The sequence below is a fragment of the Micromonospora sp. CNZ295 genome (genome assembly GCF_004217535.1).
Genome location: NZ_SHKZ01000001.1, coordinates 4,469,631 through 4,494,202, shown reverse-complemented (window position 1 = coordinate 4,494,202; position 24,572 = coordinate 4,469,631). Strand labels below are relative to the sequence as shown.

Sequence of the window (24,572 nt, the reverse complement as noted above, 5' to 3'; positions counted from 1 at the left end):
GGCGCTGGGGGTCAGTTGACGGCCGGGGCGGGCTCCTTCGGGTCGGGGGAGTCGGCGGCCGGGGTTTCGGCGGCGGGGCTCACCGGGGCCGGGCTTACCGGGGCGGTGCTCTCGGCGGCGGGACTGCCGACGGTTGCCGGTCCGGGCTCGCCGCCGGAGAGGTCGGGTGCCCGGTGCGCGCCGGAGTGGGCCGGTGGGTCGAGCTGCGTCACGTTCTCGGCCCCGGCGCCCGGCGCGACGTCCGCCGCGGCACGGGGCGTCACCTGCGGGTACTCCGCCGTCTCGGCGCCGCCGGTGGCGGCCGCCAGCACCGCCGCGGCGGCCAGGTCGGCCACCCGCTTCGCCTCCCGCTTGACCCGCGCGCGCACCTCCTTCGCGTGCTTCTCGGCGGAGTCCGCGGCGCGCCGCGCCTCCTCCAGCCGGTGCAGCTCGTCGGTCAGCTCCCGCCGGGTCGTGGCGAGCCGCTGCCGCATCTTGAGCAGCTCCTGCTCGGTGGCCTCGCCGTCCTGGCGTACCTGGGTGAGCTGCTGCTGCACGGTCTCCAGCTCGGACTGGAGGCGGCTCAGCGTCTCCCGTCGCTCCCGGATCTCCTGCTGAACCGTGCTGAGCTGCTGCTGGTGGGTGGCGGCCTGCTCGTCGGTGCGCTGCCGCACCTTCGTGGCGTACTCCTGCGCCTCGGCGATCAGCGCGGCGATCTCCTGCTCGGCGGCGGTGCGCTGGGCGGCCAGTTCCCGCTCGACCGCCGCGCGCTGCTCGGTCAGCTCCTGCTCGGTGGCGGTGCGCTTGTCGTTCAGCTCCCGCTCCACGGTGGACTGCCAGCGCGCCAGCTCCTCCTGGGTCCGGGTGCGGGCCGCCTGGACCTCCTGCTGGATCTGGGTCCGCGCGGAGGTCAGGAACGCCTCGGCCTCCGCCCGGGCCTGCTCGACCTTCTGCGCGCTCTGCTCCTCGATCCGGCTGGCCTCCTGCCGGGCCTGCTCGTGGGCCGCCTCGCCGGCCTCCCGCAACTGGTCGGCGGCGGCGCGGATCTCGGCGAGCTCGGCCTCGGCGGCGGCGCGCCGCTCCTCGTCCACCCTCTCCTGCTCGGCGCGGCGGGCGGCCAGCTCTTCCTCGAACTCGCGCATCGTCCGCGCCGCGTGCTCCCGGGCGTCGACGAGGACCCGCTCCGCCTCCGCCTCCAGCTCGGCGGCCTGCTGGCCGGCCGCCTCGCCGATCATCTCGGCCTGCCGTTCGGCCAGCGCCAGGATCTGCTCGACCATCGGACCGAGGTCGCGGAACGCCGCCCGGTCGACCCGCGACGGCCGCTCGCGCAGCTCACCGAGCTCCGCCTCGAGCTGCTCGGTCCGTGCGGTCAGCGTACCGACCTGGGCGCGCGCCTCGTCGCGGTCGGCCACCGCCCGCGCCAGCTCGCCGTCGAGCTGGTCGAGGTGCCGTTCGACCTGCCGCTTGTCGTAGCCGCGCAACGCGAGGTCGAAGTTCGGCCGCGACGTGTTCTCGTCGCGGTCCGCGAACGGCTCGTCGCCGTGGGACATGCTGCAGCCTCCGTACGATCGCGAGCGCCACGCCGGGGAGGGGACCGCCAACGGGCGACGATGTCGCGACACGCTACCGCCGCGACGGCGCGGGTTGAAGCCCTGCCCTGCCCGCGGGGCGCAGAGGTGGCGGAGTGGCCGGCCGGCCTCGGTCGTTCGGACCGTGCGGGGGACCCCGCGTCGTGCCACCCGATCAGGTAAGGCTAACCTAACGCCGGCTGAGGGCGGTGCCGCTGAGCGCCGCCGGGTTTCGCCTACGCGCCCGACCCAGGAAGGCACCATGACCCAGACCCTGCCCGTCGCACCGTGGCGGCTGTTCACCGTCGAGGTCCGCGCCGTACGCCGGCTCAGCCCGTCGTTCGTGCGGGTCACCTTCACCGGCCCGGACCTGGACCGGTTCGCGGACAACGGCTACGACCAGCGGGTCAAGCTGGCGTTCCCGCTGCCGGGCGAGCGCGGCGCGCGGCTGCCGGAGGGCCCCGACTGGTACGCGCGCTGGCGGGCGCTGCCCGAGCACGAGCGCAACCCGATCCGGACGTACACGGTGCGGGCCGTCCGCCCCGAACTGTCCGAGGTCGACGTCGACCTGGTGCTGCACGGCGACGGCGGCCCGGCGACCCGCTGGGCCCGCCGGGTCCGGCCGGGCGACGAAATCGCCATCCTCGGGCCGGACGCCGGCTACGCGGGCGACCACGGCGGGGTCGAGTTCCGCCCCCCGGCGGCCGGTGACCTCCTGCTCGCCGGCGACGAGACGGCGGCGCCGGCGATCTGCGCCATCCTGGACCGGCTCCCGGCGACCGCCCGCGGGCGGGTGCTGCTGGAGGTGCCCGAGGCCGACGACGTGCTGCCGGTGGCGGCACCGCCGGGGATGACGGTGAGCTGGCTCGCCCGAGACGCGGAGGCGCACGGCGCCCGCCTGGTGCCGGCCGTGTCGGCTGCGGCGGCGGACCTGCTCGCGGGCGGGACCGGCGGGCCCGCGGAGCCGGTCGCCGAGGTCGACGTGGACGCGGAGATTCTCTGGGAGGTGCCGACCCCGGTCGTTCCGGTCCCGCTGTACGCGTGGCTGGCCGGCGAGGCGGGCGTCATCCGCACCCTGCGGCGGCACCTGGTCAACGAGTGCGGCCTGGACCGCCGGGCGGTCGCCTTCATGGGCTACTGGCGCATCGGCCGCGCCGACCCGGCCTGACCCCCACGCCCCCGGGTCAGGTCAGGCGGATCGCGTCGCCGTCGACCGTCACCGCCGCCGCCGGGAGGGGTTGCGGGGCGGGGCCGCCGCGGACCGACCCGTCGGCGATGTCGAAGCGGCTGTTGTGGCAGGCGCACACGATGACGCCGTCGTCCACCGAGGTGACCTGACAGCCCTGGTGCGTGCACGTCGCGGAGAACGCCTTGATCGTGCCCGCCGTCGGCTGGGTGAGCACCACCCCCTGGTCCGGGAAGATCTGTCCACCGCCGACCGGGATGTCCGCCAGCCGGGCCACGGCCGGCGCTGCCGCGTCCGCCCCGGCGGAGGCCGCGGGGGCGCCGGACGCCCCGGTCGGCGCGGCCGCCGGCGGGGCGACCGGGGCCGGCTCCGCGGCCACGCCGTACGTCTGGCAGCCGGCCACCAGGGTGACGCCGGCCGCCCCCGTGCCGGCCAGCACCGCCCGGCGTGACGCCGTGCCCGGTTCCTCGGCCATCCCTGTGTCCTTTCCCGAGTGGGCCCGCGTCACCGCTGGAACCCGAACGTGGTGAAATACCAGACCGACGACGTCAGCCAGATCAGCATCAGCACGGTGAAGACCACCCCGCCGACCACCGGCAGCACCCAGCCGGCCAGGCCCCGGCGCGGCAGCGCCAGCATCTTGGTGGTGAACGCGCCGAAGAAGAAGCAGCCGGCCGCCGAGTGGGCGAGCGTCCGCAGGTCGTGGTCGGCGAAGCCGAGCGCGTACAGGCAGTGCACGGCGACCGGCACGGCCAGCAGGAACGCGATCCGCCCCGACCAGCGGTGCGCGAAGCCGGCCCAGGACGCGGGGACCGGGCCGAGCCGGCCCCACATCGCCAGCGCCGACAGCAGCTGCACCACCGCGAAGAGCGCGGCGCCGCTGCCGAGCCAGACCTTGACCGTCTGCGGGCCGGAGAACCCGGCCACGTTGACCGCGATGCCGGTCGGGGTGTGGGTGCGGCCGTAGACGCCCAGCGCCACCGCGACCGCCGCGCCGATCAGCAGCGGCACGGCGATCGAGGCGCGCGGCCCGGTGGCGGGTGGGTCGGCGTACGGGTCCGGCAGCACCTGGACGGCCGGCTCGTCGCCCAGGTCGGGCAGGGCGTCGGTGCCGCCCCGGCGGTGCTCCGCCATCACGTACCGGGCTCCGCGCCGGGGACGACCGGCACGGCGGTGACGGTGACGCCCTTGACGATCGTGGTCCAGAAGGCCGGGTCCAGCGGCGGCGCCCCGACCGGCTTCCCGTTCCAGGTCACCACCCCGACCTGGGTCCCGTCGGCCAGCACGATCCAGCCGCCGTCGATGCGCTTGTCCGCGGCCGTGGCCCGGTACAGCGCCGGGGAGGAGCCCGGGGCGGGCTTGGCGGTGAACGCCCGCCGCTTGTCGTCCGCGCGCACCTCACCGCTGACCCGGTCGCCGTCGACGGTCCCGGTCAACTGGGCGCCGTCGGCGCCGCGCAGGTCCAGCTTCCGGCCGGTGACCGTGCCGCGCAGCCAGATCTCCACCGTCCGGCCGTCGCACACGTACGCCACGGCCCGGCCCCCGCGGACGGTCAGCGCGATCGTGGCGCCCCCGTCCAGGCGGCCGGTCCACGTGCCGTCCACCGCGGCGGCCCCCGGCGCGGGCGCCGCGGCGGGCGCGGACGGCGGGGGTGACGTGGCACCCGGCTGCGCGCCCGGGGTCGCCGGCTCGCCGGCCGGCGACTCCGTCGCCTCCGGTGCCTCCGGCGGCTGCTCCGGGACCGCCGGTGCCGGTGCCGCGGCTCCCGCACCGCCAGCCGACGATGCCGGGGCCGGTGGTGCGGCCTGGGCGCTCATGGTGAACAGCACGGCCGCGAGTGCCGTCCCGCTCGCCAACGTGAGGATCGGGGTCATCCGCTTCATCGCATCCTCCTCCACCGAGACGTACGAATGCCGGCCCGCGGTCGTTCAATCCACCGCCGAGCTGATCCGGCCGGTTTCCGCCCGGGTACGCCGGGTATGCGCCGGCCTCGGGGAGGTGCGGTGGAGTTCGTCAACTGGTCCGGCAGCCTGACGTTCGCCCCGGCCGAACGGGCCGAGCCCGGCACCGAGGCGGAGGTGCGCGAGCTCGTCCGGCGGGCCCGGGAGAGCGGAACGACGATCCGGCCGGTCGGGTCGGGCCACTCGTCGAGCCCGCTGGTACGCACCGACGGGATCCTGCTGAGCCTCGACCGGATGTCCGGCGTGCTCCACGACGACGGCGCGCGGGCCACCGCCTGGGCGGGCACCAAGCTGGGGGCGCTGGGGGAGGGGCTGTACGACGCCGGCCTGGCCATGGACAACCTCGGCGACGTCGACTACCAGACGGTCGCCGGGGCCACCGCCACCGGTACCCACGGCACCGGGCTCGGGTTCGGCAACCTGAGCACCCAGGTGGCCGGCGTCCGCCTGGTCACCGGCACCGGGGAGGTGCTGGACGTCTCCGCCGACCGGAACCCGGAGCTGCTGCCCGCCGCCCGGCTCTCCCTCGGCGCGCTCGGCGTCGTCACCCGGCTCACCCTCGACGTGCAGCCCCGGTACGAGCTGCGCCGGCGCGCGTGGTGCGCCCCGGTCGAGTGGACCCTCGACCACCTCGCCGAGCTCCAGCACACCAACCGCAACATGGACTTCTACTGGTACCCCCGCAGCGACCTCACCCAGGTCCGCACCCTGAACCGGGCGGACGACGAGGCCGCCGAGCGACCGTGGCCCGCGGCCAGGGTGCCCGGTTACCAGCCTTGGGAAAAGCCGCGCGAGCTGCGGGTCGGCCCCACCCACCGGACCATCCCGCAGAACCGGACGCTGCGGTTCGAGGAGATCGAGTACATGCTCCCGTCGGAGGCGTTCCCGGCCTGCTTCGCCGAGGTGCGGCGGCGGATCCGGGAGCGCCACCGCCGGGAGGTGGGCTGGCGGGTGCTGGTGCGCAGCATCGCCCCCGACGACATCTGGCTCAGCAACGCCTACGGGCGGCCCACCACCACGATCGCCTGCCTCCAGAACACGTCCCTGCCGCACGAGGCGTACTTCCGGGACATGGAGGCGATCCTGCGCCAGTACGGCGGCCGGCCGCACTGGGGCAAGAAGCACTGGCTGACCGCCCGGGAGCTGCGCCCGCTCTACCCCCGGTGGGACGACTTCCAGGTGGTCCGGCGTCGGCTCGACCCGGACGCGGTGTTCCTCGGCCCGGACCTGGCCCGGCTGCTGGAGGAGGAGTGATGGGCGACATCGGCGCGCGGACGTGGGTCGTGCCGGGCGGGCGGGTGCCGTTCCCCAGCCACGGCCGCGAGCCGGAGTTCACCGGCTTCGACCAGCTCTGCGTGCTCAACGCCGGCGACCGCGACGCCGAGCTGACCCTGGACTTCTACTACGAGGACGCCGAGCCGATCGGGCCGTACCGGGTCGGGGTCGGCGCCCGGCGGATCCGGCACGTCCGGGTCAACGACCTGATCGACCCGGAGGCGGTCCGCCTCGACCGGCCGTACGGGTGCGTGCTGCGCTCGCCGGTGCCGGTGGTCGTGCAGTTCCTCCGCCAGGACACCCGGCTGCCGGGCGTGCTGGCGTTGACCGGCACGATCGCGTACCCCGCCTTACCGGTGTGACCGGTGCCGGTCCGGGTATCCGCCGCCATGCCGTCCGACGTCGCGGGTGCGGGCCCGGCCGCTCCGGCGCGGCGGGCGCGGAAACGGCTCAAACGGACCGGCCGGGCAACCCTGCGGCGCCTCCGGACGTACCTGATCATCGGCGTGCAGGCCGGGCTCGCGGCGGCGCTCGCCTGGGTGATCGCCCGGCAGCTGCTGCACATCGAGGAGCCCACGTTCGCCCCGGGCGCCGCGGTGGCGGTGATCGCGGCGTCGCTGGCCAGCCGCGCGCTGCGGACCGTGGAGCTGCTCCTGGGCATCGGCGTCGGAATCGCCGCCGGTGACGCGCTGATCGCCTTGATCGGCACCGGGGCGTGGCAGACCGGGCTGACCGTCTTCCTGGCGGTCACCGGTGCCGCCGCGGCCCGGGGAACCGGCCTGTTGATGACCCAGGCCGGCGGTACCGCGGTGCTGGTGGCGACGCTCACCCCGACCAACCCCGACCTGGAGTTGCCCCGGGCGGTCAACGCCCTGGTCGGTGGCCTGGTGGGGTTGTTCGTGATGCTGGTCCTGGCGCCGCTCAACCCGCTGCGCGCGATTCACCGGGTCGCCGGATCCGCCCTGGACCTGTTCGCCCGCCAGATGACCGCCTGCGCCGAGACCCTCGCCGCCGGGGACGCCCGGGGGGCGGAGGCCGTGCTGGAGCAGATGCGCAACTCCGACGCGAAGCTGACCCAGCTCCGGGAGGCGGTCTCCGCCGCCGACGAGGTGGTCCGACTCTCCCCGCTGCGGTGGCGCCGCCGCCGGATCGTCCACACCTACCGGACCGGCGTCGAGCACATGGAGCGGGCGTACCGGAACAGCCGGACCCTGGTCCGTCGCGCCAGCACGGCGTTGCACGACGCCGAACCGATGCCGCCGGAGTTGCCGGCCGCCGTCGAGGAGTACGGGGAGGCGGTGCGGCTGCTGCACCGCGAGTTCCTGGCCGGCAAGGAGCCGGTGCAGGCCCGGGAACGCGCGCTGCACGCGGTGCGGCTCGCCGGGGAGGCCTGCCGGCGGGAGATCGGTTTCTCCGGGACGATCGTGGTCTCCCAGCTGCGTACCATCGCCAACGAACTGCTCCGGGCCACCGGGATCCGGCGCGACGAGGCACGCCGGCTCATCCGGCGCGCCGCGGCCGGCCGGTGAACGCCGGTCAGCCGCGGCGGGCCGGCCGCCCGGCGCCGGTGAGCGCCGGTCAGCCGCAGCGGCTCGGCCGCCCAGCGACGGTCAGCGCGGCGCGCCGGCCACCGCGGGCGGGTCGAGGGTGGGGGAGAACGTGGCCAGGAACCGGTCCCGGAAGGTGTCCATCCGCCAGACCGGGGCGTCCGGCGCGGGCCGCAACCCGGCCGGCCAGCCCCACCCGGAGATCCGGTCGAGCACGGCCGGATCCCGCGCGACGATGCTGATCGGCACGTCCCGGCTGGCGTCCGGGCCGATCACCACCGGCGCCGGCTGGTGGTCGCCGACCACGACCAGCACCAGGTTGTCGTCGCCGTACCGCTGGACGTACGAGATGAGGGCGCCGAGCGTGTACTCGATGGAGCGGCGGTAGCCGGTGCGTGGCTGCTTCGACGAGTTCCGCTCGACCTTGTCGTGGAACATCCGGCCGTCGCCGAGCGCGTCCCAGTCGACCAGCCGCGGGATGTGCGTCCAGGGGGAGTGGCTGGAGACCAGGGCCAGCTCGGCCATCACCGGCCGGCGGTCGGCGCCGGCCAGCTCCTTCTGCTGGAAGACGGAGAGCGTGTACTGGTCGGGCATCGGGGCGAAGCTGAACCGGGGGCCGTGGTAGCCGAGGCTGTGCTCGTCGTAGAAGGTCTCGTAGCCGTAGAACGACCCCTCCGGCCACGGCTGGTTGGCCGCCGGCATCACGCCCACGGTCCGCCAGCCGGCCCGCCGGAAGGCGTCACCGAGCGTGGTCCGGTCGCTGGCCAGCAGCGCGCGGTGCCGCTGGTCGTTGTCGATCCACAGGCCGGACAGCAGGGTGGCGTGGGCCAGCCAGCTGCCCCCGCCGGTGGTGGGCGAGGTGAGGAAGGCGCTCCGGGTGTCGAACCCGGCCGCGGCCAGCCGCCGGCGCCCCTCGTCGAGCACCACTCCCACGTTGGCGAACTCCGGCTCCTGCACCGCGTCGCGCCCGTAGCTCTCCACGAAGGCGACCAGGACGTCCTTGCCGCGCAGCGCGGTCAGCAACCGGTCGGCGGGCGCCGACCGGTACGGGTCGGCGTCGACCTCACCGGCGAACACCGTGCGGTCCCGCAGGCGTGCCTGCACCTGCGCGGCGTGCGCCGAGACCAGGGTGGTCGCGGCGGTGGCGGCCACCGGTACGCCGGGCACGATCCGCACTCCGGTCGCGGCGGTGACCAGCCACAGCACCACCAGCGCCGCGACGGTCCGCCGGGACCGGTCGGGGTGGCGGGCCAGCAGCCGGCTCAACCGCAGGACCGCCCAGGTCAGCGCCGCGAGCAGCCCGACGGCCAGCAGCGCCGCGCCGACCGACGCGGCGACGGCGCCGGCCCGCCCGACCGAGCCGGCGACGAAGTTGAACGTCTCGTCGAGCAGGGCCCAGTCCAGGACCAGGTCGAACGGTCGGCCCAGCGTCGTACCGAAGCCCAGGTCGGCCGCCTTGAGGATGACCAGCAGACCGAGCAGCGCACCCGTCCCGGCGGCGACCGGCCGGCGTGCCCGGGCCGGCAGCGCGAGCAGGACCGCCGCCAGCAGCAGTCCCTCCAGCGGGATCCGGACCAGCGCGGCGGGCGTGAGGTTGCCGACTCCCGCCGGCGCGCCCAGGGCGACCAGCACCAGCAGCACGGCCACCGCGGTGGTCGGCCACCAGACGGCCCGCCGCCACCGTGGCCGGTCCCGCTGCCCGGAGGTACGTCCCGAATCCGGCGTCGGCGCATCGGTGGTCCCGACCGGCTGCCCGACGGTCTCGCTCTGCTGCACGCGTTGCTCCTCGGTCAGTCGTGGGCGGCGACGAGTTCGCGGACGGCGGGACGGTCCCGGGGGTGCCGCGGCACGCCGACCACCACCGGCCGGGTCGCGACGGTCACCGGCACGCCGGCCGGCGGGGCCTCCGTGGCCGTCGCCGGCGCGGACCGGCGCCGCCACAGCCAGGTCACGTCCCGGCCGAACGACTCCACCTGCAGCGCCAGCGTCAGCAGCGGCAGCGCCACCGCGACCGCCGGTGGCAGCAGCTCGGTCGCCACCACCAGCAGCACGATGCCGAGAGCGGCCGCGACGACCTTACGCCAGTAGCGCGGCGGCAGCGGCCGGCCCAGCCACGGCAGGACCCAGCCCGCGGCGAGGAACGCGTACCGCATGCCGCCGAGCGTCAGCACCCAGATCCCCACCGCGGGCGCCACGTGCAGGCTGAGCACGGCGACCAGGACGCTGTCGATCTCCATGTCGAACCGGGCGCCGAGCGCGCTCGCCGTTCCGGTGCGCCGGGCCACGTATCCGTCCACCGCGTCCAGCGACAGCGCCACGGCGGTGAGGACGCAGAGCGGCCCGACCGGCACCGTCCCGCCGGCGAACCCGTCGACCACCAGCGCGGCGACGCCGCCGACGAGCACCGCCCGGGCGAGGGTCACCCGGTCGGCCGGCCCGAGCGCGCGGGCTCCCGCCCGGTCCAGGCCCCGGCTGAGCGCCAGGCAGACCACCAGCCCGTACGCGAGGCCGGCGAGCCAGCCGGCGGGGCCGAGACCGACCGTCCCGGCGAGCCCGGCCAGCAGGACAATCTGGACGACGAGCCCGATCAGGGGACCGTTTCGAACCGTGGCCACCGTGCCTCCGTGTCTATGATCGACAACTCCTGACTGGGACTACGGAAAAAACGCCGGTCCGGTTCGCCGGGACGCGGAAAGGAGTAGCCGGTGACGCGCACCGCCCGCGCATTCTGGCTGCGTACGCCCGGCCACGGCGAGATCCGGCCGACGCCGCTTCCCGCCCCCGGCCCCGACGACGTGCTCGTGCGCGCCCGCTTCTCCGGGGTGAGCCGGGGCACCGAGACGCTGGTGTTCACCGGCGGCGTCCCCGCCGGCCAGTACGCGGCGATGCGCGCCCCGTTCCAGGAGGGCGACTTCCCGGCCCCGGTCAAGTACGGCTACCTCAGCGTGGGCGTGGTCGAGGAGGGCCCGCAGCGGCTGCGCGGGCGGACCGTGTTCTGCCTGCACCCGCACCAGACCGCGTACGTCGTCCCGGCGGAGGCCGTGGTGGTCGTACCCGAGGCGGTGCCGGCGGCCCGCGCGGTGCTCGCCGGCACGGTCGAGACCGCGGTCAACGCGCTCTGGGACGCGCCGCCCCTGGTCGGCGACCGGGTCACCGTGGTCGGCGCGGGCATGGTCGGCGCCGCCGTCGCGGCCGTGCTGGCCCGCTTCCCCGGCGTGCGCGTGCAGCTGGTCGACGTCGACCCGGCGCGCGCGGCCCTGGCCGGGGCCCTCGGGGTCGAGTTCGCCGCGCCCGCCGACGCGACCGACGGGCGGGACCTGGTGGTGCACGCCAGCGCCACCTCCGCCGGGCTGCGCCGCTGCCTGGAGCTGGTCGCGCCGGAGGGCACGGTGCTGGAGCTGAGCTGGTACGGCGACCGCGAGGTGACGCTGCCGCTGGGCGGGGAGTTCCACTCCGGCCGGCTCACCCTGCGCAGCAGCCAGGTCGGGCGGGTCGCCCCGGCCCGCCGGGACCGCCGCAGCTACGCCGACCGGCTCGCCCTGGCGCTCGACCTGCTCGCCGACCCGGTGTTCGACACCCTGCTGACCGGGGAATCCCGCTTCGCGGACCTGCCCGACGTGCTGCCCCGGCTCGCCGCCGGGCGGCTGCCGGCCCTCTGCCACCTCATCACCTACGACGGGGAGTGACACCGTGTTCAGCGTGACCGTCCGTGACCACATGATGATCGCCCACAGCTTCCAGGGGGAGGTGTTCGGCCCGGCCCAGCGGCTGCACGGGGCGACCTTCGTCGTCGACGCCACCTTCCGCCGCCCGGACGTGGACGCCGACGGGATCGTGGTCGACATCGGCCGGGCCACCGAGCAGCTGCGGGCGGTTCTCGGCGAGCTGAACTACCGCAACCTGGACGACGAGCCGGCGTTCGCCGGGGTGAACACCACCACCGAGGTGCTCGCCCGCACGGTGGCCGACCGCCTCGTCGCCCGGATCGAGGCCGGCGACCTGGGCGACGGCGCCCGGGGCCTGACCGGCCTCACCGTCACGCTGCACGAGTCGCACATCGCCTGGGCCAGCTACGACCGGGCGCTGTGACCGGCACCGTCCACGCGGTGCTCCCCGGCGACGTCGACGACCCGGCCACGCCGAGCGGCGGCAACCACTACGACCGGCGGGTCCTCGACGGCCTGGCCGCCGCGGGCTGGTCGGTCCGCGAGCACCCGGTGCCGGGCGGATGGCCGCACCCGACGCCCGCCGACCGCGCCGCCCTGGCCCGCGTGCTCGGCGCGCTGCCCGAGCACGCGGTCGTCCTGCTCGACGGGCTCGTCGGCTCCGCCGCGCCGGAGATCCTGGCCCCGCACGCCGACCGGCTGCGCCTGGCCGTGCTCGTGCACCTGCCACTGGACCACGACGCCGAGCGCGCCGCCCTGCACTCCGCGGCGGTGGTCGTCACCACCAGCGGCTGGACGCGGCGGTGGCTGCTCGACCGGTACGCGCTGCCCGCCGGGCGGGTGCACGTGGCCGCACCGGGGGTGGACCCGGCGCCCCGGGCGTCCGGCTCGGCGACCGGCGGGCGGCTGCTCTGCGTCGCGGCGGTCACCCCACTCAAGGGCCACGACATCCTGGTCGACGCCCTCGCGGCGGTCGCCGACCTGCCGTGGCGCTGCGCCTGCCCCGGGTCGCTGACCCGCGATCCCGGGTTCGTCGAGCGGCTGCGGCGGCGGATCGCCGAGCGCGGGCTCGCCCCACGGGTGCGCCTGCCCGGGCCGTGCACCGGCCCCGCGCTGGACGCCGCGTACGCCGCCACCGACCTGCTGGTGCTGGCCTCCCGCGTCGAGACGTACGGGATGGTCGTCACCGAGGCCCTCGCCCGGGGCGTGCCGGTGCTGGCCACCGCCACCGGCGGGCTGCCCGACACCCTCGGCCGGGCCCCGGACGGCACCCCGCCGGGGCTGCTCGTGCCCCCGGACGACCCGGCCGCCCTGGCCGGCGCGCTGCGCCGCTGGCTCACCGACCCCGCGCTGCGCGAGCGGCTGCGCCGGGCCGCCCGCGACCGTCGGGACACCCTCCACGACTGGACGACCACCACGACCGCGCTGGCGACGGCGCTGGAAGGAGCGATCGCAGCATGACCGCGGACCTGGCCCTGGACCTGCCCGCGGATTTCGCGGACTGGCTCACCCTGCGCGAGCCGGCCGACGCCGCGGCCCGCGACGCCGACCTCGCCGACCGCGCCCGCGCCCAGCTGGGCGACGCCCGCCCGCTGGTCGTGCACGACCTGGGCAGCGGCACCGGCTCGATGGGCCGGTGGCTCGCCCCCCGCCTGCCCGGCCCGCAGCACTGGGTCCTGCACGACGGGGACGCCGGCCTGCTCGCCCGCGCCGCCGCCGACCTGCCGCCGGCCGCCGCCGACGGCAGCCCGGTCACCGTCGAGACCCGCCGCGGCGACCTGACCCGCCTCACCGCCGCCGACCTGTCCGGCGCGTCCCTGGTCACCGCCTCCGCGCTGCTGGACATGCTCACCGCCGACGAGATCGACCGGGTGGTCGCGGCCTGCGCCGCCCGGCCCACCCTGTTCGCCCTGTCGGTGGTCGGCCGGGTCCGGTTCGCACCCGCCGACCCGCTCGACGCGCAGATCGTCGAGGCGTTCAACGGCCACCAGCGCCGCACCGTCGGCGGGCGCACCCTGCTCGGGCCGGACGCCGTCGACGCCGCCACCGCCGCGTTCGCCCGGCACGGCGCTGACGTGACGCTGCGACCCAGCCCGTGGCGGCTCGGCCCGGCCGACGCCGCCCTGACCGGGCAGTGGCTCACCGGCTGGCTCGACGCCGCCCGCGAGCAGTGCCCCGAGCTGGCCGGCCCGGTCGCCGCGTACGACTGCCGCCGCCGCGCCGACCTGGCCGCGGGCCGGCTGTCCGTGCTGATCGACCACCGGGACCTGCTGGCCGTGCCTAGGGTGAACCTGTGAGCGCTGCGGTACGTGCCTACCCACGGGATGATCGTGAGGGAGGTCCGGATGGAGTCGACGGCGACGCGCGCACCGGCGGCCGGCAGCAGGGTGTGGGCGTGGACCCGGACGCTGGCCGGTCTCGGTGTGCTCGCCCTGCTCCTGTGGCTGGTGGGCACGGGCCCGTTCCTCGACGGGCTGCGGCTGATCGACGCTCCGGCCCTGGCGGGCGCCCTCGCCATCGGCGTGCTCACCACCGTCTGCTGCGCGTGGCGGTGGAGCCTGGTCGCCGGCGGCCTCGGCGTGCGGCTGCCGCTGCGCACCGCCGTGGCGCACTGCTACCGGGCGGTGTTCCTCAACGCGACCCTGCCCGGCGGGATCCTCGGCGACGTGCACCGGGCGGTCCGGCACGGGCGGGATTCCGGGGACATCGGTCGGGGTATCCGTGCCGTCGTGTGGGAACGTACAGCGGGCCAGGCGGTCCTCGCCGCGGTGGCGGTGGTCGTGCTGGCCGCGTTCCCGTCCCCGGTCCGGCCGTACCTGCCGGCGGCGGCCGTCGTCCTGGCCGCGGTCGGCCTCGGCGCCGTCCTGCTGGCCCGGGCGCTGCCCGTGGCCGGCCCGTCCCGCCGCGCCCGGGCGGTCCGGGCCGTCGTCGCCGACGTCCGCGCCGGCCTGCTGGCACGCCGCACCTGGTTCGGCGTGCTGCTCGCCTCCGCCCTCGCGGTGGCCGGGCACCTGGCGACGTTCGTGCTCGCCGCGCGTACCGTCGGCTCCACCGCGCCGCTGACCCTGCTGGTGCCCCTCACCCTGCTGGCCCTGCTCGCCATGGGTGTCCCGGCGAACGTCGCCGGGTTCGGGCCGCGCGAGGGTGTGGCCGCGTGGGCGTTCGGCGCCGCCGGCCTGTCCGCCGCCGAGGGCATCTCCACCGCCATGGTGTACGGGGCCCTGGTGCTCGTCGCGAGCCTTCCCGGCGCCGCCGTCCTGGTGGCCCGTCGTGTCCGCGTGCCGGCCGGCACCGTCTGACGAGGAGTCCGATGCATCCCGCACCGTCCGCCACCATCCGCACCCAGGTCACCGTCCCGCTGCACTTCCCGGACGGGTACGCCACCCAGGCCCGGGTCTACTCCTTCGACGGCCTGGCCGACGGGCGGGAACACCTGGCGTTCGGGCTCGGTGACCGGGCCCGACCCACCGAGCCGGCCATGCGCCGGCCCGTCCCCCTGGTCCGCCCGCACAGCGAGTGCCTCACCGGGGACGTATTCGGCAGCCAGCGCTGCGACTGCGGCCCGCAGCTGCGCGAGTCGGTGGAGCGGATCGCCGACAGCGGCGGCTACCTGCTCTACCTGCGTCAGGAGGGCCGGGGCATCGGCCTGTACGCGAAGCTGGAGGCGTACGCGCTGCAGGACGCCGGGCTGGACACGTACGAGGCGAACCTCGCCCTGGGCCACCGGGAGGACGAGCGGGACTACACGGTCGCCGCGCAGATGCTCACCGCCCTCGGCGTGGACCGGGTCGCGCTGCTCAGCAACAACCCGGACAAGGCGGCGCAGCTGCACCGGCTCGGGATCACCGTCACCGAGCGGGTGACCACCGGGGTGTTCCTGTCCCCGGCCAACGCCGGCTACCTGGCGACGAAGGTGACCCGTGGCGATCACGCCCTCGACCTGTCCTTCGTCCATGACTGAGCGGCCGTACGTCCTGCTGAGCTGTGCGGCGTCGATCGACGGCTACATCGACGACGCCACCGGTCAGCGGTTGGTGCTCTCCAACGACGCCGACCTGGACCGGATCGACGAGGTACGGGCCGGCTGCGACGCGATCCTGGTCGGCGCCGGCACGGTGCGGCGGGACGACCCGCGGCTGCTGGTGCGCTCCGCGGCGCGCCGCGCCGAACGGGCCGCCCGCGGCCTGCCCGCCTCCCCGGCCCGGGTCACCCTCACCGGCTGCGGCGACCTCGACCCGGAGGCCCGGTTCTTCACGATCGGCGACACCGACCGGTACGTCTACTGCGCCACCTCGGCGGTGGAGAAGACCCGGGAACGCCTCGGCGACCGGGCCACCGTGGTCGACGCCGGGGAACCGGTCGATCCGGCGTGGGCGCTCAGCGACCTGGCCGCCCGGGGGATCGTCCGGCTGATGGTCGAGGGCGGCGCGAGCGTGCACGCGCAGTTCCTCGCCGCCGGGCTCGCCGACGAGCTGCACCTGGTGGTCGCGCCGTTCTTCGTGGGGGACAGCCGGGCGCCCCGCTTCGTGGGTGACGGCCGCTTCCCGTGGCACTCCGGCCGCCGCGCCCGGGTCGCCGAGGTACGCCAGATCGGCGATGTCGCGCTGGTCCGCTACGCGCTCTCCGACCGCTGCCCCGACTGAGCCCGATCGGCGGACGCGTTACCGATGATGCTGTGCCGGGCTGATCGCGCGGATCCGCCCGGCACACCATCAACTGATCATGGCCGACGCGGCGGCGGCTCTCAGCCGGTGGCGGGGCGGTCGAGGAACATCAGCCGGGCCCGCTTGTCCGGCAGGTCGACCAGCGGCCCGTCGACGAAGCCGGACCGCCGCAGCCGGGCCAGCGCCTTCTCGTTGCGCGCGTCCGGCTCGGCGACGATCCGCCGGCGCGCCGGGTCGGCGAACACGAACGCGACGAGCGCCCCGAGCAGGTGCCCGGTGAACCCGGGCACCGGCCGCCGCGGCGGGCCGATCAGCAGGTGCACGCCGTGGTCGCCGGGGCGCACCTGGTACACCTCGCCGACCGGGTCGGCCGCCGGCTCGTACGTCTGGAACAGCGCCGCCGGCGCCCCGTCGCGCAGCGCCAGCCAGGCGTGGTGGGTGGGTAGCGAGTCGACGTACCGGTAGAGCTCGGCGATGCGCTCCCGGCCGGCGTCGCGCATGCCCCAGAAGCGTGCCCGCTCCTGGCTCACCCAGTCGTGGATGAGGTCGACGTCCCGGTCCGGGTCCACCGGCCGCAGCGCCACCCGGCCGAACCCGGTTACGTCCCGCGCGAAGACGACACCCGTCAAACCGACTCCTCGGTCAACCCGTCCCAGTCGGTGATCACCGGCAGCAGCTCGCCGCGCCGCCACGAGTCGAGCTGGTCGTCGTGGTGCGCCGTCCCGGGTACGCCGTCGGCGCCGAGCGGCACCACCCAGCGGCTGTCCTCGCGCCGGGCCAGGTCCCACGCGTAGCGCGCCGCCGGCCCCCGCAGGCACAGGTCGGTGACGCCGGGAACGGAGGACGTGGCGAGCACGCAGTCGTTGTCCCCGTCCAGCTCCGGCCCGCCGGCCGCGGCGCTCCCGGGCCCGACCGGCGGCTCCGGCCCGATTTCCGCGCCCGGCCCGGTTTCCGCGCCCGGCCCGGTTTCCGCGCCCGGCCCGGTCTCCGCGCCGGGAACCGTTCCCGCTCGGGCGCCGGCCGGCACCGCCCGCCACGGCGCGAGCCGGTGCCGGGCGCCCCAGCGCGCGTCCGCGCCGCCGACGGCCGGGTCCAGCGCGCTGCCGGCCACCTCCAGCAGAGCCTCCCGGGCCATCGCCGGCGGGTCGAGGCCGGGCAGCGCGCCGGGGGCGAGCAGCGCACCGAGCGCCGTCGCGACCCGGGGCGTCGACGCCAGCCAGGGCGCGAACACCTCCGGGTACGCCGGCGGCTCGGCGAGCGCGGCCAGGGCCGGATGCGCGGCGACCCGCCGCACCAGAGCGGCCCGGACGGCCGCGAAGGCGCCCGCGTCCCCGCTGCCGGCGGTCATCCGGCGGTCCCAGCGCAGCAGCCGGTCGCGCAACTCGGCGGCCTCCGCCGGCAGGCCGTCCAGCTCGGACAGCAGCGCGAGCAGCGGTTCGGCGGCGGCCGAGTACGTGTCGGTGTGCACCTGGCCCATCCGCCCGGCCGTCCAGCCGGCGGCGTCGGGCTCGGCGTCGAGCAGGTGCCGGATGCGCCGGGCCCGGTGCGGGGGCGCGAACTCGACCCCGAGCGGTGCGGAGAGACCGCGCTCGTTGGCCATGACGGCGACGTCCCCGACGGCGGCCCGGGGCATCTGGTGCCAGCCCCGCCAGGCGTGCGCGGCGTCCCACGCCGGCACCACCCGCAGACCGTTGTCCGGGTGGCGGACCGGCACCGCCCCGGCGACCCGGTGCAGCAGCCCACCGGCCGTGTCGGCGGCGAGCACGACGTTGACCGGCTCCACCCAGCGGTCCACGGCCGCGTCGACGTCGGCGACGGTCCGGGCCCGCAGCAGCGCCGGCAGGGCGGCGAAGCCCAGCTCACCGGTGACCCGGGGCGGGTAGCGGAGGCTGACCGCCACCTCCCCGTCGGGGCCGCCGGCCACCACCGGCCCCCGGTCGGTCTCCACGACCTCCACCTCGACCGGGTCGCCCCCGGCCACGCTGATCGTCTCGACGTGCGCCCGGGCGGGCCGCCACCCGTCCGGCCCGTACGCCTCGACGCCGGCGCCGGTGCGGCGCAGCCGTTCGGCGTACACGTCCTGGTAGTCGGCCATCGCGTTGGTGATCGCCCAGGCGACGCCGCCCGCGTGGCCGAAGTGGCCGATGCCGGGGACGCCCGGCACGGCCAGGCCGACCACGTCGTACTCCGGGCAGGCCAGGCGGATCTGCTGGTAAATTCCCGGGTCCTCGATGTACCGGTGGGGGTCGCCGGCCAGCAGCGGGGCGCCGGTGCCGGTCCGCGAGCCGGCGAGCAGCCAGCCGTTGCTGCCGGAGCCGGCCGGCCGGTCGGCGTGGAACAGTGGCACGGCGTCCGGGCCGAGCCGCCGGGCGACGTGCTCGCGCCACAGCTTGCCGGGGAAGCCCGCGAAGAGCACGTGGTGCGTCAGCCAGACCGCCAGCGGCGTCCACGGCTCCCACCGGCCGGGAGCCAGGCCCGCGGCGGCGAACCGGGGATCGCGGGCGACGCCCTCGGCCAGGCCGGCGTTGACCCCGTCGACGTAGCGGGCGACCCAGGCGGCGGTCGCCTCGTCCAGGCGGGCGTGGCAGCGCCGGGCCGTGTCGTCCAGGCGCACCTGCCGGGCGAACCGGTCCCACGGCACCGCCTCCGCCCCGAGGAACGCGGCGCTGGCCCCGAGCGACCGGTGCCGCTCGACCTCAATCTGCCACGCCCGGTCGTACGCGGTGACCCGGCCCTGCGCGAAGGCCAGCTCGTCGGGATCGGCGGCCCGCAGGTGCGGTACGCCCCACCGGTCCCGGAAGACGCTGCGGTGCCGGACGGTCCGCTCGCTCACGCCGCCACCTCGCTGCGCCCGCTCACGCGGTGGTCTCGCTCGCGGCGCGGCGGCGGGCCGCCGGCACGACCAGCGGGGTGCCGGCCTCCGGGTCGTCGATCACCCGGCACGGCAACCCGAAGACCTCCTCGACCAACGCGGCGGTGACCACCTCCCGGGGCGACCCGGCGGCGACGATCCGCCCCTCGCGCATGGCGATCAGGTGGGTGGCGTAGCGGGCGGCGTGGTTCAGGTCGTGGAGCACCGCGACCAGCGTACGGCCCTGCTCCTCGTGCAGCCGGGCGCAGAGGTCGAGGATCTCGATCTGGTGGGCGATGTCCAGGTAGGTGGTGGGCTCGTCGAGCAGCAGCAGGGGGGTCTGCTGGGCCAGCGCCATGGCCAGCCACACCCGCTGCCGTTGCCCGCCGGAGAGTTCGTCGACCGGGCGGTCGGCGAGGTCCGCCACGCCGGTGGCGGCCATCGACTCGGCGACCACCCGCTCGTCCTCCCGGGACCACTGCCGCAGCAGTCTCTGGTGCGGGTACCGGCCGCGGGCCACGAGTTCGGCCACGCCGATGCCGTCCGGCGCGACCGACGACTGCGGCAGCAGGCCGAGGGTTTTCGCGACCGCCCGGGCGGGGCGCCGTTGGATGTCCTCCCCGTCCAGCAGGACCGCCCCGGCGGACGGTTTGAGCAGCCGGGACAGGGCCCGCAGCAGGGTCGACTTGCCGCACGCGTTCGGGCCGATGACGACGGTGAAGGAGTGGTCCGGTACGTCGACGGTCAGCTCGCGGGCGATGGTCCGCCGGTCGTAGGCGAGGGTCATCGCGGTGCCGTGCAACCGGGACTGCATGCTCGGTGCTCCGTTCTCGTTCGTGGCCGGCCGGGCCGACCTCGTCGCCGGCAAAGCTGACCTCGTGGCCGGCCGGGCCGGTTCCGTCGCGGTCACAGCCGGCCGGCCCGGCGCTCGCTGGCCAGCAGCCAGACCAGGTAGCCGCCGCCGAGCACGCCGGTCACCACGCCCACCGGGAGCTGGTGGTCCCCGAAGGCGCGCTGCGCGACCTGGTCGGCGACGACCAGCAGCAGCGCGCCCAGCGCGGCCGCCGGCAGCAGGTTCGGCCCCGGCGCGCGGGTGAGCCGCCGGGCCAGGTGCGGTGCGGTGAGCGCGACGAAGTTGACCGGGCCGGCGGCCGCCGCGGCGAGGGAGACCAGCAGCACGGCCGTGGCGAGCAGCGCCAGCCGCAGCCGCTCGACCCGGACGCCGAGCGCGCTCGCGGCGTCGTCACCCATCTCGATCAGCCGCAGTGCCGGCCCGGCGCCGGCGAGCACCAGCGGGCCGAGCACGGCCAGGGCGACGAGCACCGGTACGGCGTGGGCCCAGCCGCGCCCGTCGAGGCTGCCGGTGAGCCAGAGCACGGCCCGCGCGGCGTCCATCAGCGGGGCGCGGGTGAGCAGCCACCCGTTGACGCCGGTGAGGATCGCGGCGATGCCGATGCCGACCAGCACGAGCCGGTAGCCGTGCACGCCGCGCCGCCAGGCGAGCGCGTACACGAGCACGCCGGTGGCGAGGCCGCTGGCGACGGCGGCGCCGGACAGCATCGCGGTGGTGCCGCCGACGACGACCACGACGAGCGCGCCGGTGGCCGCGCCCTGGGTGAAGCCGAGCAGGTCCGGGCTGCCCAGCGGGTTGCGGACCAGCGACTGGAAGATGGCGCCGGCCAGGGCCAGCGCGGCGCCGACGGCGGCGGCGGTGACCAGGCGGGGCAGCCGCAGCTCGTGGACGATGAAGCTCTCCGCCGGGGTGCCGCCGCCGGCGAGGGTGCGCAGCACGTCGCTGGCGCTCATCGGGTAGTCGCCGCTGCCCAGCGCCACCACGCCGACGGCCAGGGTGAGCAGGGCGCAGGTGGCGCCGACGGCGAGCGCGCGGGGGCGCAGTCGCAGCGACAGCCCGCCGGGGGTACGCAGCACGATCACGGCCGGCCCACCCGCCCGCGGAGCACCAGCCAGAGGAAGAGCGGCCCGCCGAGCACGGCGGTCACCATGCCGACCTGGAGTTCGCCGGGGCGGCTCAGCACCCGGCCGAGCACGTCCGCGCCGAGCAGCAGCACCGGCGCGAGCACCGCGCAGTACGGCAGCAGCCAGCGCAGGTCGGGCCCGGTGAGGGCGCGTACCAGGTGCGGCACCAGCAGCCCGACGAAGACGATCGGCCCGCAGGCGGCGGTGGCGGCGCCGCAGAGCAGGGTGACCGCCACGATGACGGCGCCCCGGATCAGCGCCGGTCGCGCGCCGAGCGCCCGGGCGGCGTCGTCGCCGAGCGCGAGCGCGTTGAGCGGCCGGGCGGCGGCGAGCGCGACCAGCAGCCCGGCCGCGATGAACGGGGCGACCGTGGCGACGGTGCCGGCCTCGGCGCTGGCGAGGGAGCCGACGGTCCAGAACCGCAGGCGCTCCAGGGAGGCGGTGTCGAGCAGCATGACGGCGCTCACGTACGAGTAGAGGGTCGCGTTGAGGGCCGCGCCGGCGAGGGCCAGCCGCGCCGGGGTGGCGCCGCGGCCGCCACCGACCAGGTAGACCGCGGCGGTGACGGCGGCGGCGCCGAGCAGGGCGAACCACACCTGCCCGCGGACGCCGGCGACGCCGACCAGGGCCGCGCCGGTGGCCACCGCCGCGGAGGCGCCGGCGTTGATGCCGAGCAGCCCCGGGTCGGCGAGCGGGTTGCGGGTGAGGGCCTGCATGACCGCTCCGGCCACGCCGAGCGCGACGCCGGCGAGCAGGCCGAGCAGCGTACGCGGCAGCCGCATGCGGTGGACCACGGCGTACTCGGCCGCGGCCGGGTCGAGCAGGCCGTGCCACACCTCGTCGAGGGGGAGCGCCTTGGCGCCGACGGCGATGCTGAGCACCACGACGGTGCCGAGCAGAAGCGCGGCGGCGAGGAGACCGCCGGCGCGCGCGGCGGCGCGAGCACGCCGGACCGGCTCCGTCGGCCGTACCGCACGGATGGCGGACGGTGGTGGGTGTGTGACGGACAGTGTGAACTCCGATGTGGTGCGAAACGCCGGGCACCGGCTTGACAGCGTCTTAGGTTAGGTTAACCTAACCGCGCTGTCCATGGTCATCGCGACCCCCGACCGAAAGACCTTGCCATGTCGCATCCCGTGTCCGCCCGCCGACTCTCCCGTCGCGGCCTGCTCGCCGCCGCCGGCGGTGCCACCCTGGCCGCCCTGCTCGCCGGCTGCGGCGGTGACGACGCCGACGCCCCGTCCGCCGGCGCCACCCCGGCCGGCCCGTGGTCGTTCACCGACGACCGCGGCGAGAAGCTGTCCGCCCCCGCCCGCCCCAGCCGGGTAGTGGCCTTCACCGGCGTGGCCGCGGCGCTTGTCGACTTCGGTCTCGACAAGCAGATCGTCGGCGTGTTCGGCGAGACGAAGCGCTCCGACGGCAGCAAGGATCCGCAGGCCGGCGACCTGGACGTCGAGAGCGTCGAGATCCTCGGCAACGTGTGGGGCGAGTTCAACCTGGAGAAGTACGCCGGCCTGCGGCCCGAGCTGCTGGTCACCCACATGTACGACCCGGGCGCGCTCTGGTACGTGCCGGACGAGAGCAAGGACAAGATCGTCCCGCTCGCGCCGGTCGCCGCGATCACCACCGCCCGGGTGCCGATGACCAAGCCCATCGAGCGGTACGCGCAGCTCGCCGAGTCGCTCGGCGCCGACCTGTCGGCCACGAAGGTGACCGACGCGAAGGCGCGCTTCGAGGCGGCCGCCGAGTCGGTCCGCCAGGCGGTCAAGGCGAACCCGGGCATCAAGGTGATGGCCTGCTCCGGCAGCCCCGACCTGTTCTACGTCTCCAACCCGAAGGTCAGCACCGACCTCATGTACTTCGCCGAGTTGGGCGTCGACATCGTCGTGCCCACCAAGCTGGAGGCCGGCGACTACTTCGAGGCGCTCAGCTGGGAGAACGCCGGCAAGTTCCCGGCCGACCTGATCCTGCTCGACAACCGCAGCACCGCGCTGCAGCCCAAGGACCTCGCCGCCAAGCCGACCTGGGCGCAGCTGCCCGCCGTCAAGGCCAACCAGATCACCCCGTGGGACGCCGTTCCCCGCTTCTCGTACGCGGGCGCCGCCCCGCTGCTGGAGAACCTGGCCACCGCGATCAAGGGCGCGAAGAAGATCACCAGCTGACGTCCGCGTCCCGGCCGTCGACGCCGCCGGCCGGGACGCGCCCGCCCCCGTACCGCATCCGCCGTCGGCGCCGCGCGCCGCCGGACGGTGGCGGCTGCCCGCAACCGGACGCCACGAACGTGAGGATCGCGCATGACCCTGCCCGGAAACCTCGTCGCCGACCAGACCGCCCCGCGCCCCGCCGACGCGGGCCCGGCCACGACAGCGGCCCGGGTCGCCCCGCCGGCGGCCCACGCGCAGCTGTTCGGCGACGCCTCGGCGGACCGCTACCGGCGGGTGCTCGCCGACGGCGTCGACCGGGTGGCCCGCCGGGTCGCCACCGTCGACCGGCCCTGCACCGGGGTACGCCCCGACGAACTGGCCCCCCTGGTCGGCGCGATCGACCTCGACCGGCCGCTCGGTGACCACGCCGCGGCGCTGGACGAACTCGACGAGGTGTGGCTGCGTGACGCCGTCTGGTTCCACCACCCCCGTTACCTGGCGCACCTCAACTGCCCGGTGGTGATCCCCGCCCTGCTCGGCGAGGCGCTGCTCACCGCGATCAACCCGTCGCTGGACACCTGGGACCAGAGCGCCGGCGCCACGTTCATCGAACGCCGCCTGATCGACTGGACCGCGGCCCGCGTCGGCCTGGGCCCGACCGCCGACGGCGTCTTCACCAGCGGCGGCACCCAGTCCAACCTGCACGCCCTGCTGCTGGCCCGCGAGGAGGCGTGCGCCGGCGCCGACCCCGCCGCCCGGGCCGAACTGCTGCCGCGGCTGCGGATCCTCGCCTCGGCCGCCGGGCACTTCAGCGTCCAGAAGGCCGCGAAGCTGCTCGGGCTGGCCCCCGACGCCGTGGTCACCGTCGAGACCGACGCGGCACGGCGGATGCGCCCGGACGCGCTGGACCGGGAACTGGACCGTTGCCGCCGCGCCGGCCAGCGGGTGATGGCGGTCGTGGCCACCGCCGGCACCACCGACTTCGGCACCATCGACCCGCTGCCGGCGATCGCGCGCCGGTGCGCCGCCGCCCGGGTCTGGCTGCACGTCGACGCCGCGTACGGCTGCGGCCTGCTGGTGTCGCCGACCCGCCGGCACCTGCTCGACGGCATCGAGCGGGCCGACTCGGTGACCGTCGACTACCACAAGTCCTTCTTCCAGCCGGTCAGCTCGAGCGCGTTGCTGGTCCGCGACCGCCGCGTGCTGCGGCACGCCACCTACCACGCCGACTACCTCAACCCGGCGCGCGCCGTCGCCGAGCGCATCCCCAACCAGGTGGACAAGAGCCTGCAGACCACCCGCCGGTTCGACGCCCTCAAGCTGTGGCTGACCCTGCGCGTGCTGGGCCCGGACGCGGTGGGCGGACTCTTCGACGAGGTCTGCGCGCGGGCCGGCGACGCCTGGGCGCTCGCCGACGCCGACCCCCGCTTCGAGGTGGTCACCCGCTCGCCGCTGAGCACCCTCGTCTTCCGCTGGTGCCCCGCCGGCACCCCGGACGACCTGGCCGACGAGGCGAACCGGCACGCCCGCTCCGCGCTCGCCACCGCCGGGGCCGCGATGGTCGCCGGCACCACCGTCGACGGCCGGGCCCACCTCAAGTTCACCCTGCTCAACCCGGCGACCACGAGCGCGGACGTCACCGCCGTGCTCGACCTGATCGCCGAGCAGGCCGGCCGGTACGCGCACCCGCGCGCGGCCGACCGGGCCCGCCCCGCCGACCTGTCCTGCCCGGTCGCCTGAGCGGCCGGCCGTGAA

The 24,572-nt window shown here is 76.3% G+C and carries 23 protein-coding genes and 1 pseudogene; 13 read left to right on the top strand and 11 right to left on the bottom strand.

Annotation, left to right across the window (positions count from 1 at the left end; all coding sequences use genetic code 11):
* Positions 1–11: 11 nt before the first annotated feature.
* Positions 12–1,529: a hypothetical protein gene (locus EV376_RS21050; RefSeq protein WP_486482735.1), complete on the bottom strand. Its 1,518-nt coding sequence runs from the start codon at positions 1,527–1,529 to the stop codon at positions 12–14.
* 280 nt (positions 1,530–1,809) lie between these two features.
* Between EV376_RS21050 and EV376_RS21045 the strand changes: the two genes are divergently transcribed.
* Positions 1,810–2,715: a siderophore-interacting protein gene (locus EV376_RS21045; RefSeq protein WP_130325798.1), complete on the top strand. Its 906-nt coding sequence runs from the start codon at positions 1,810–1,812 to the stop codon at positions 2,713–2,715.
* Between the two features lie 16 nt (positions 2,716–2,731).
* Here EV376_RS21045 and EV376_RS21040 read toward each other — a convergent pair whose 3' ends face one another.
* Genes EV376_RS21040 through EV376_RS30295 form a run of 3 tightly spaced genes read right to left on the bottom strand, consistent with a single transcriptional unit; the run spans position 2,732 to position 4,616 of the window.
* Complete coding sequence (locus tag EV376_RS21040) at positions 2,732–3,208, bottom strand: Rieske (2Fe-2S) protein (protein WP_130325796.1); 477 nt, start codon at positions 3,206–3,208, stop codon at positions 2,732–2,734.
* Between the two features lie 29 nt (positions 3,209–3,237).
* Entirely contained in the window at positions 3,238–3,867 is a 630-nt protein-coding gene (locus tag EV376_RS21035) for a DUF6529 family protein (protein ID WP_130325794.1), read from the bottom strand.
* On the bottom strand, positions 3,867–4,616 hold the full coding sequence (locus EV376_RS30295; RefSeq protein WP_165438044.1) for a hypothetical protein: 750 nt from the start codon (positions 4,614–4,616) through the stop codon (positions 3,867–3,869). The genes EV376_RS21035 and EV376_RS30295 overlap by 1 nt, the downstream gene beginning before the upstream one ends.
* Before the next feature lie 120 nt (positions 4,617–4,736).
* Between EV376_RS30295 and EV376_RS21020 the strand changes: the two genes are divergently transcribed.
* From EV376_RS21020 to EV376_RS21010, 3 genes are read left to right on the top strand one after another with little or no spacing between them, the layout of a single operon-like run.
* Positions 4,737–5,948: an FAD-binding oxidoreductase gene (locus tag EV376_RS21020; protein WP_486482734.1), complete on the top strand. Its 1,212-nt coding sequence runs from the start codon at positions 4,737–4,739 to the stop codon at positions 5,946–5,948.
* Entirely contained in the window at positions 5,948–6,331 is a 384-nt protein-coding gene (locus EV376_RS21015; protein ID WP_486482733.1) for a sensory rhodopsin transducer, read from the top strand. Before EV376_RS21020 ends, EV376_RS21015 begins: the two co-directional genes overlap by 1 nt.
* A gap of 3 nt (positions 6,332–6,334) precedes the next feature.
* On the top strand, positions 6,335–7,498 hold the full coding sequence (locus tag EV376_RS21010; RefSeq protein WP_486482732.1) for an FUSC family protein: 1,164 nt from the start codon (positions 6,335–6,337) through the stop codon (positions 7,496–7,498).
* An 81-nt stretch (positions 7,499–7,579) separates the two neighbouring features.
* Here the strand turns inward: EV376_RS21010 and EV376_RS21005 are convergent, their stop codons facing one another.
* Both EV376_RS21005 and EV376_RS21000 read right to left on the bottom strand, forming a co-directional pair.
* Positions 7,580–9,310 (bottom strand): sulfatase-like hydrolase/transferase, encoded by a 1,731-nt coding sequence (locus EV376_RS21005; protein ID WP_486482912.1) that lies wholly within the window; start codon positions 9,308–9,310, stop codon positions 7,580–7,582.
* 42 nt (positions 9,311–9,352) lie between these two features.
* A pseudogene (locus tag EV376_RS21000) lies at positions 9,353–10,131 on the bottom strand (CDP-alcohol phosphatidyltransferase family protein); the annotation flags it as partial.
* A gap of 90 nt (positions 10,132–10,221) precedes the next feature.
* On the opposite strand from EV376_RS21000, the gene EV376_RS20995 reads away from it, so the two are divergent.
* From EV376_RS20995 to EV376_RS20965, 7 genes are read left to right on the top strand one after another with little or no spacing between them, the layout of a single operon-like run.
* On the top strand, positions 10,222–11,202 hold the full coding sequence (locus EV376_RS20995; protein WP_130325781.1) for a 3-hydroxyacyl-CoA dehydrogenase NAD-binding domain-containing protein: 981 nt from the start codon (positions 10,222–10,224) through the stop codon (positions 11,200–11,202).
* Between the two features lie 4 nt (positions 11,203–11,206).
* Entirely contained in the window at positions 11,207–11,605 is a 399-nt protein-coding gene (locus EV376_RS20990) for a 6-carboxytetrahydropterin synthase (protein WP_130325779.1), read from the top strand.
* The gene (locus EV376_RS20985; protein WP_130325777.1) at positions 11,602–12,642 is read left to right on the top strand and encodes a glycosyltransferase family 4 protein; all 1,041 of its coding nucleotides are present in this window, start codon (positions 11,602–11,604) and stop codon (positions 12,640–12,642) included. The genes EV376_RS20990 and EV376_RS20985 overlap by 4 nt, the downstream gene beginning before the upstream one ends.
* Positions 12,639–13,478, top strand: a complete 840-nt coding sequence (locus EV376_RS20980; protein ID WP_130325775.1) for an SAM-dependent methyltransferase — start codon at positions 12,639–12,641, stop codon at positions 13,476–13,478. The genes EV376_RS20985 and EV376_RS20980 overlap by 4 nt, the downstream gene beginning before the upstream one ends.
* 48 nt (positions 13,479–13,526) lie before the next feature.
* On the top strand, positions 13,527–14,480 hold the full coding sequence (locus EV376_RS20975) for a lysylphosphatidylglycerol synthase transmembrane domain-containing protein (protein WP_130325773.1): 954 nt from the start codon (positions 13,527–13,529) through the stop codon (positions 14,478–14,480).
* An 11-nt stretch (positions 14,481–14,491) separates the two neighbouring features.
* On the top strand, positions 14,492–15,142 hold the full coding sequence (locus EV376_RS20970; protein ID WP_130325771.1) for a GTP cyclohydrolase II: 651 nt from the start codon (positions 14,492–14,494) through the stop codon (positions 15,140–15,142).
* Positions 15,135–15,824: a dihydrofolate reductase family protein gene (locus EV376_RS20965; protein ID WP_130325769.1), complete on the top strand. Its 690-nt coding sequence runs from the start codon at positions 15,135–15,137 to the stop codon at positions 15,822–15,824. Before EV376_RS20970 ends, EV376_RS20965 begins: the two co-directional genes overlap by 8 nt.
* 101 nt (positions 15,825–15,925) lie before the next feature.
* Here the strand turns inward: EV376_RS20965 and EV376_RS20960 are convergent, their stop codons facing one another.
* The 5 genes from EV376_RS20960 to EV376_RS20940 form a co-directional block, all read right to left on the bottom strand.
* Positions 15,926–16,474, bottom strand: coding sequence for a GNAT family N-acetyltransferase (locus EV376_RS20960; protein WP_130325767.1), 549 nt, complete (start codon positions 16,472–16,474; stop codon positions 15,926–15,928).
* Complete coding sequence (locus tag EV376_RS20955) at positions 16,471–18,678, bottom strand: penicillin acylase family protein (RefSeq protein ID WP_130325765.1); 2,208 nt, start codon at positions 18,676–18,678, stop codon at positions 16,471–16,473. The genes EV376_RS20960 and EV376_RS20955 overlap by 4 nt, the downstream gene beginning before the upstream one ends.
* Before the next feature lie 22 nt (positions 18,679–18,700).
* Positions 18,701–19,510 (bottom strand): ABC transporter ATP-binding protein, encoded by an 810-nt coding sequence (locus EV376_RS20950; protein WP_130325763.1) that lies wholly within the window; start codon positions 19,508–19,510, stop codon positions 18,701–18,703.
* Between the two features lie 92 nt (positions 19,511–19,602).
* Positions 19,603–20,631, bottom strand: a complete 1,029-nt coding sequence (locus EV376_RS20945; protein ID WP_130325761.1) for an iron chelate uptake ABC transporter family permease subunit — start codon at positions 20,629–20,631, stop codon at positions 19,603–19,605.
* Positions 20,628–21,728 carry an iron chelate uptake ABC transporter family permease subunit gene (locus tag EV376_RS20940; RefSeq protein ID WP_130325759.1) on the bottom strand — a complete coding sequence of 367 codons (1,101 nt, stop codon included), beginning with the start codon at positions 21,726–21,728 and terminating at the stop codon, positions 20,628–20,630. The genes EV376_RS20945 and EV376_RS20940 overlap by 4 nt, the downstream gene beginning before the upstream one ends.
* Before the next feature lie 69 nt (positions 21,729–21,797).
* Here EV376_RS20940 and EV376_RS20935 point away from each other — a divergent pair, with 69 nt between their 5' ends.
* Together EV376_RS20935 and EV376_RS20930 are read left to right on the top strand one after the other, a co-directional pair.
* Positions 21,798–22,835 (top strand): ABC transporter substrate-binding protein, encoded by a 1,038-nt coding sequence (locus EV376_RS20935; RefSeq protein WP_130325757.1) that lies wholly within the window; start codon positions 21,798–21,800, stop codon positions 22,833–22,835.
* 132 nt (positions 22,836–22,967) lie between these two features.
* Positions 22,968–24,557: a pyridoxal phosphate-dependent decarboxylase family protein gene (locus EV376_RS20930; protein WP_130325755.1), complete on the top strand. Its 1,590-nt coding sequence runs from the start codon at positions 22,968–22,970 to the stop codon at positions 24,555–24,557.
* The last annotated feature ends 15 nt before the right edge of the window (positions 24,558–24,572 follow it).

Coding starts and splice junctions, on each gene's coding strand:
- EV376_RS20970 (WP_130325771.1), top strand. CDS start 14,492: ATGCATCCCGCACCGTCCGCCACCATCCGCACCCAGGTCACCGTCCCG.
- EV376_RS20975 (WP_130325773.1), top strand. CDS start 13,527: ATGGAGTCGACGGCGACGCGCGCACCGGCGGCCGGCAGCAGGGTGTGG.
- EV376_RS21015 (WP_486482733.1), top strand. CDS start 5,948: ATGGGCGACATCGGCGCGCGGACGTGGGTCGTGCCGGGCGGGCGGGTG.
- EV376_RS20980 (WP_130325775.1), top strand. CDS start 12,639: ATGACCGCGGACCTGGCCCTGGACCTGCCCGCGGATTTCGCGGACTGG.
- EV376_RS21045 (WP_130325798.1), top strand. CDS start 1,810: ATGACCCAGACCCTGCCCGTCGCACCGTGGCGGCTGTTCACCGTCGAG.
- EV376_RS20950 (WP_130325763.1), bottom strand. CDS start 19,510: ATGCAGTCCCGGTTGCACGGCACCGCGATGACCCTCGCCTACGACCGG.
- EV376_RS20930 (WP_130325755.1), top strand. CDS start 22,968: ATGACCCTGCCCGGAAACCTCGTCGCCGACCAGACCGCCCCGCGCCCC.
- EV376_RS20965 (WP_130325769.1), top strand. CDS start 15,135: ATGACTGAGCGGCCGTACGTCCTGCTGAGCTGTGCGGCGTCGATCGAC.
- EV376_RS20935 (WP_130325757.1), top strand. CDS start 21,798: ATGTCGCATCCCGTGTCCGCCCGCCGACTCTCCCGTCGCGGCCTGCTC.
- EV376_RS21035 (WP_130325794.1), bottom strand. CDS start 3,867: ATGGCGGAGCACCGCCGGGGCGGCACCGACGCCCTGCCCGACCTGGGC.
- EV376_RS21050 (WP_486482735.1), bottom strand. CDS start 1,529: ATGTCCCACGGCGACGAGCCGTTCGCGGACCGCGACGAGAACACGTCG.
- EV376_RS21040 (WP_130325796.1), bottom strand. CDS start 3,208: ATGGCCGAGGAACCGGGCACGGCGTCACGCCGGGCGGTGCTGGCCGGC.
- EV376_RS30295 (WP_165438044.1), bottom strand. CDS start 4,616: ATGAAGCGGATGACCCCGATCCTCACGTTGGCGAGCGGGACGGCACTC.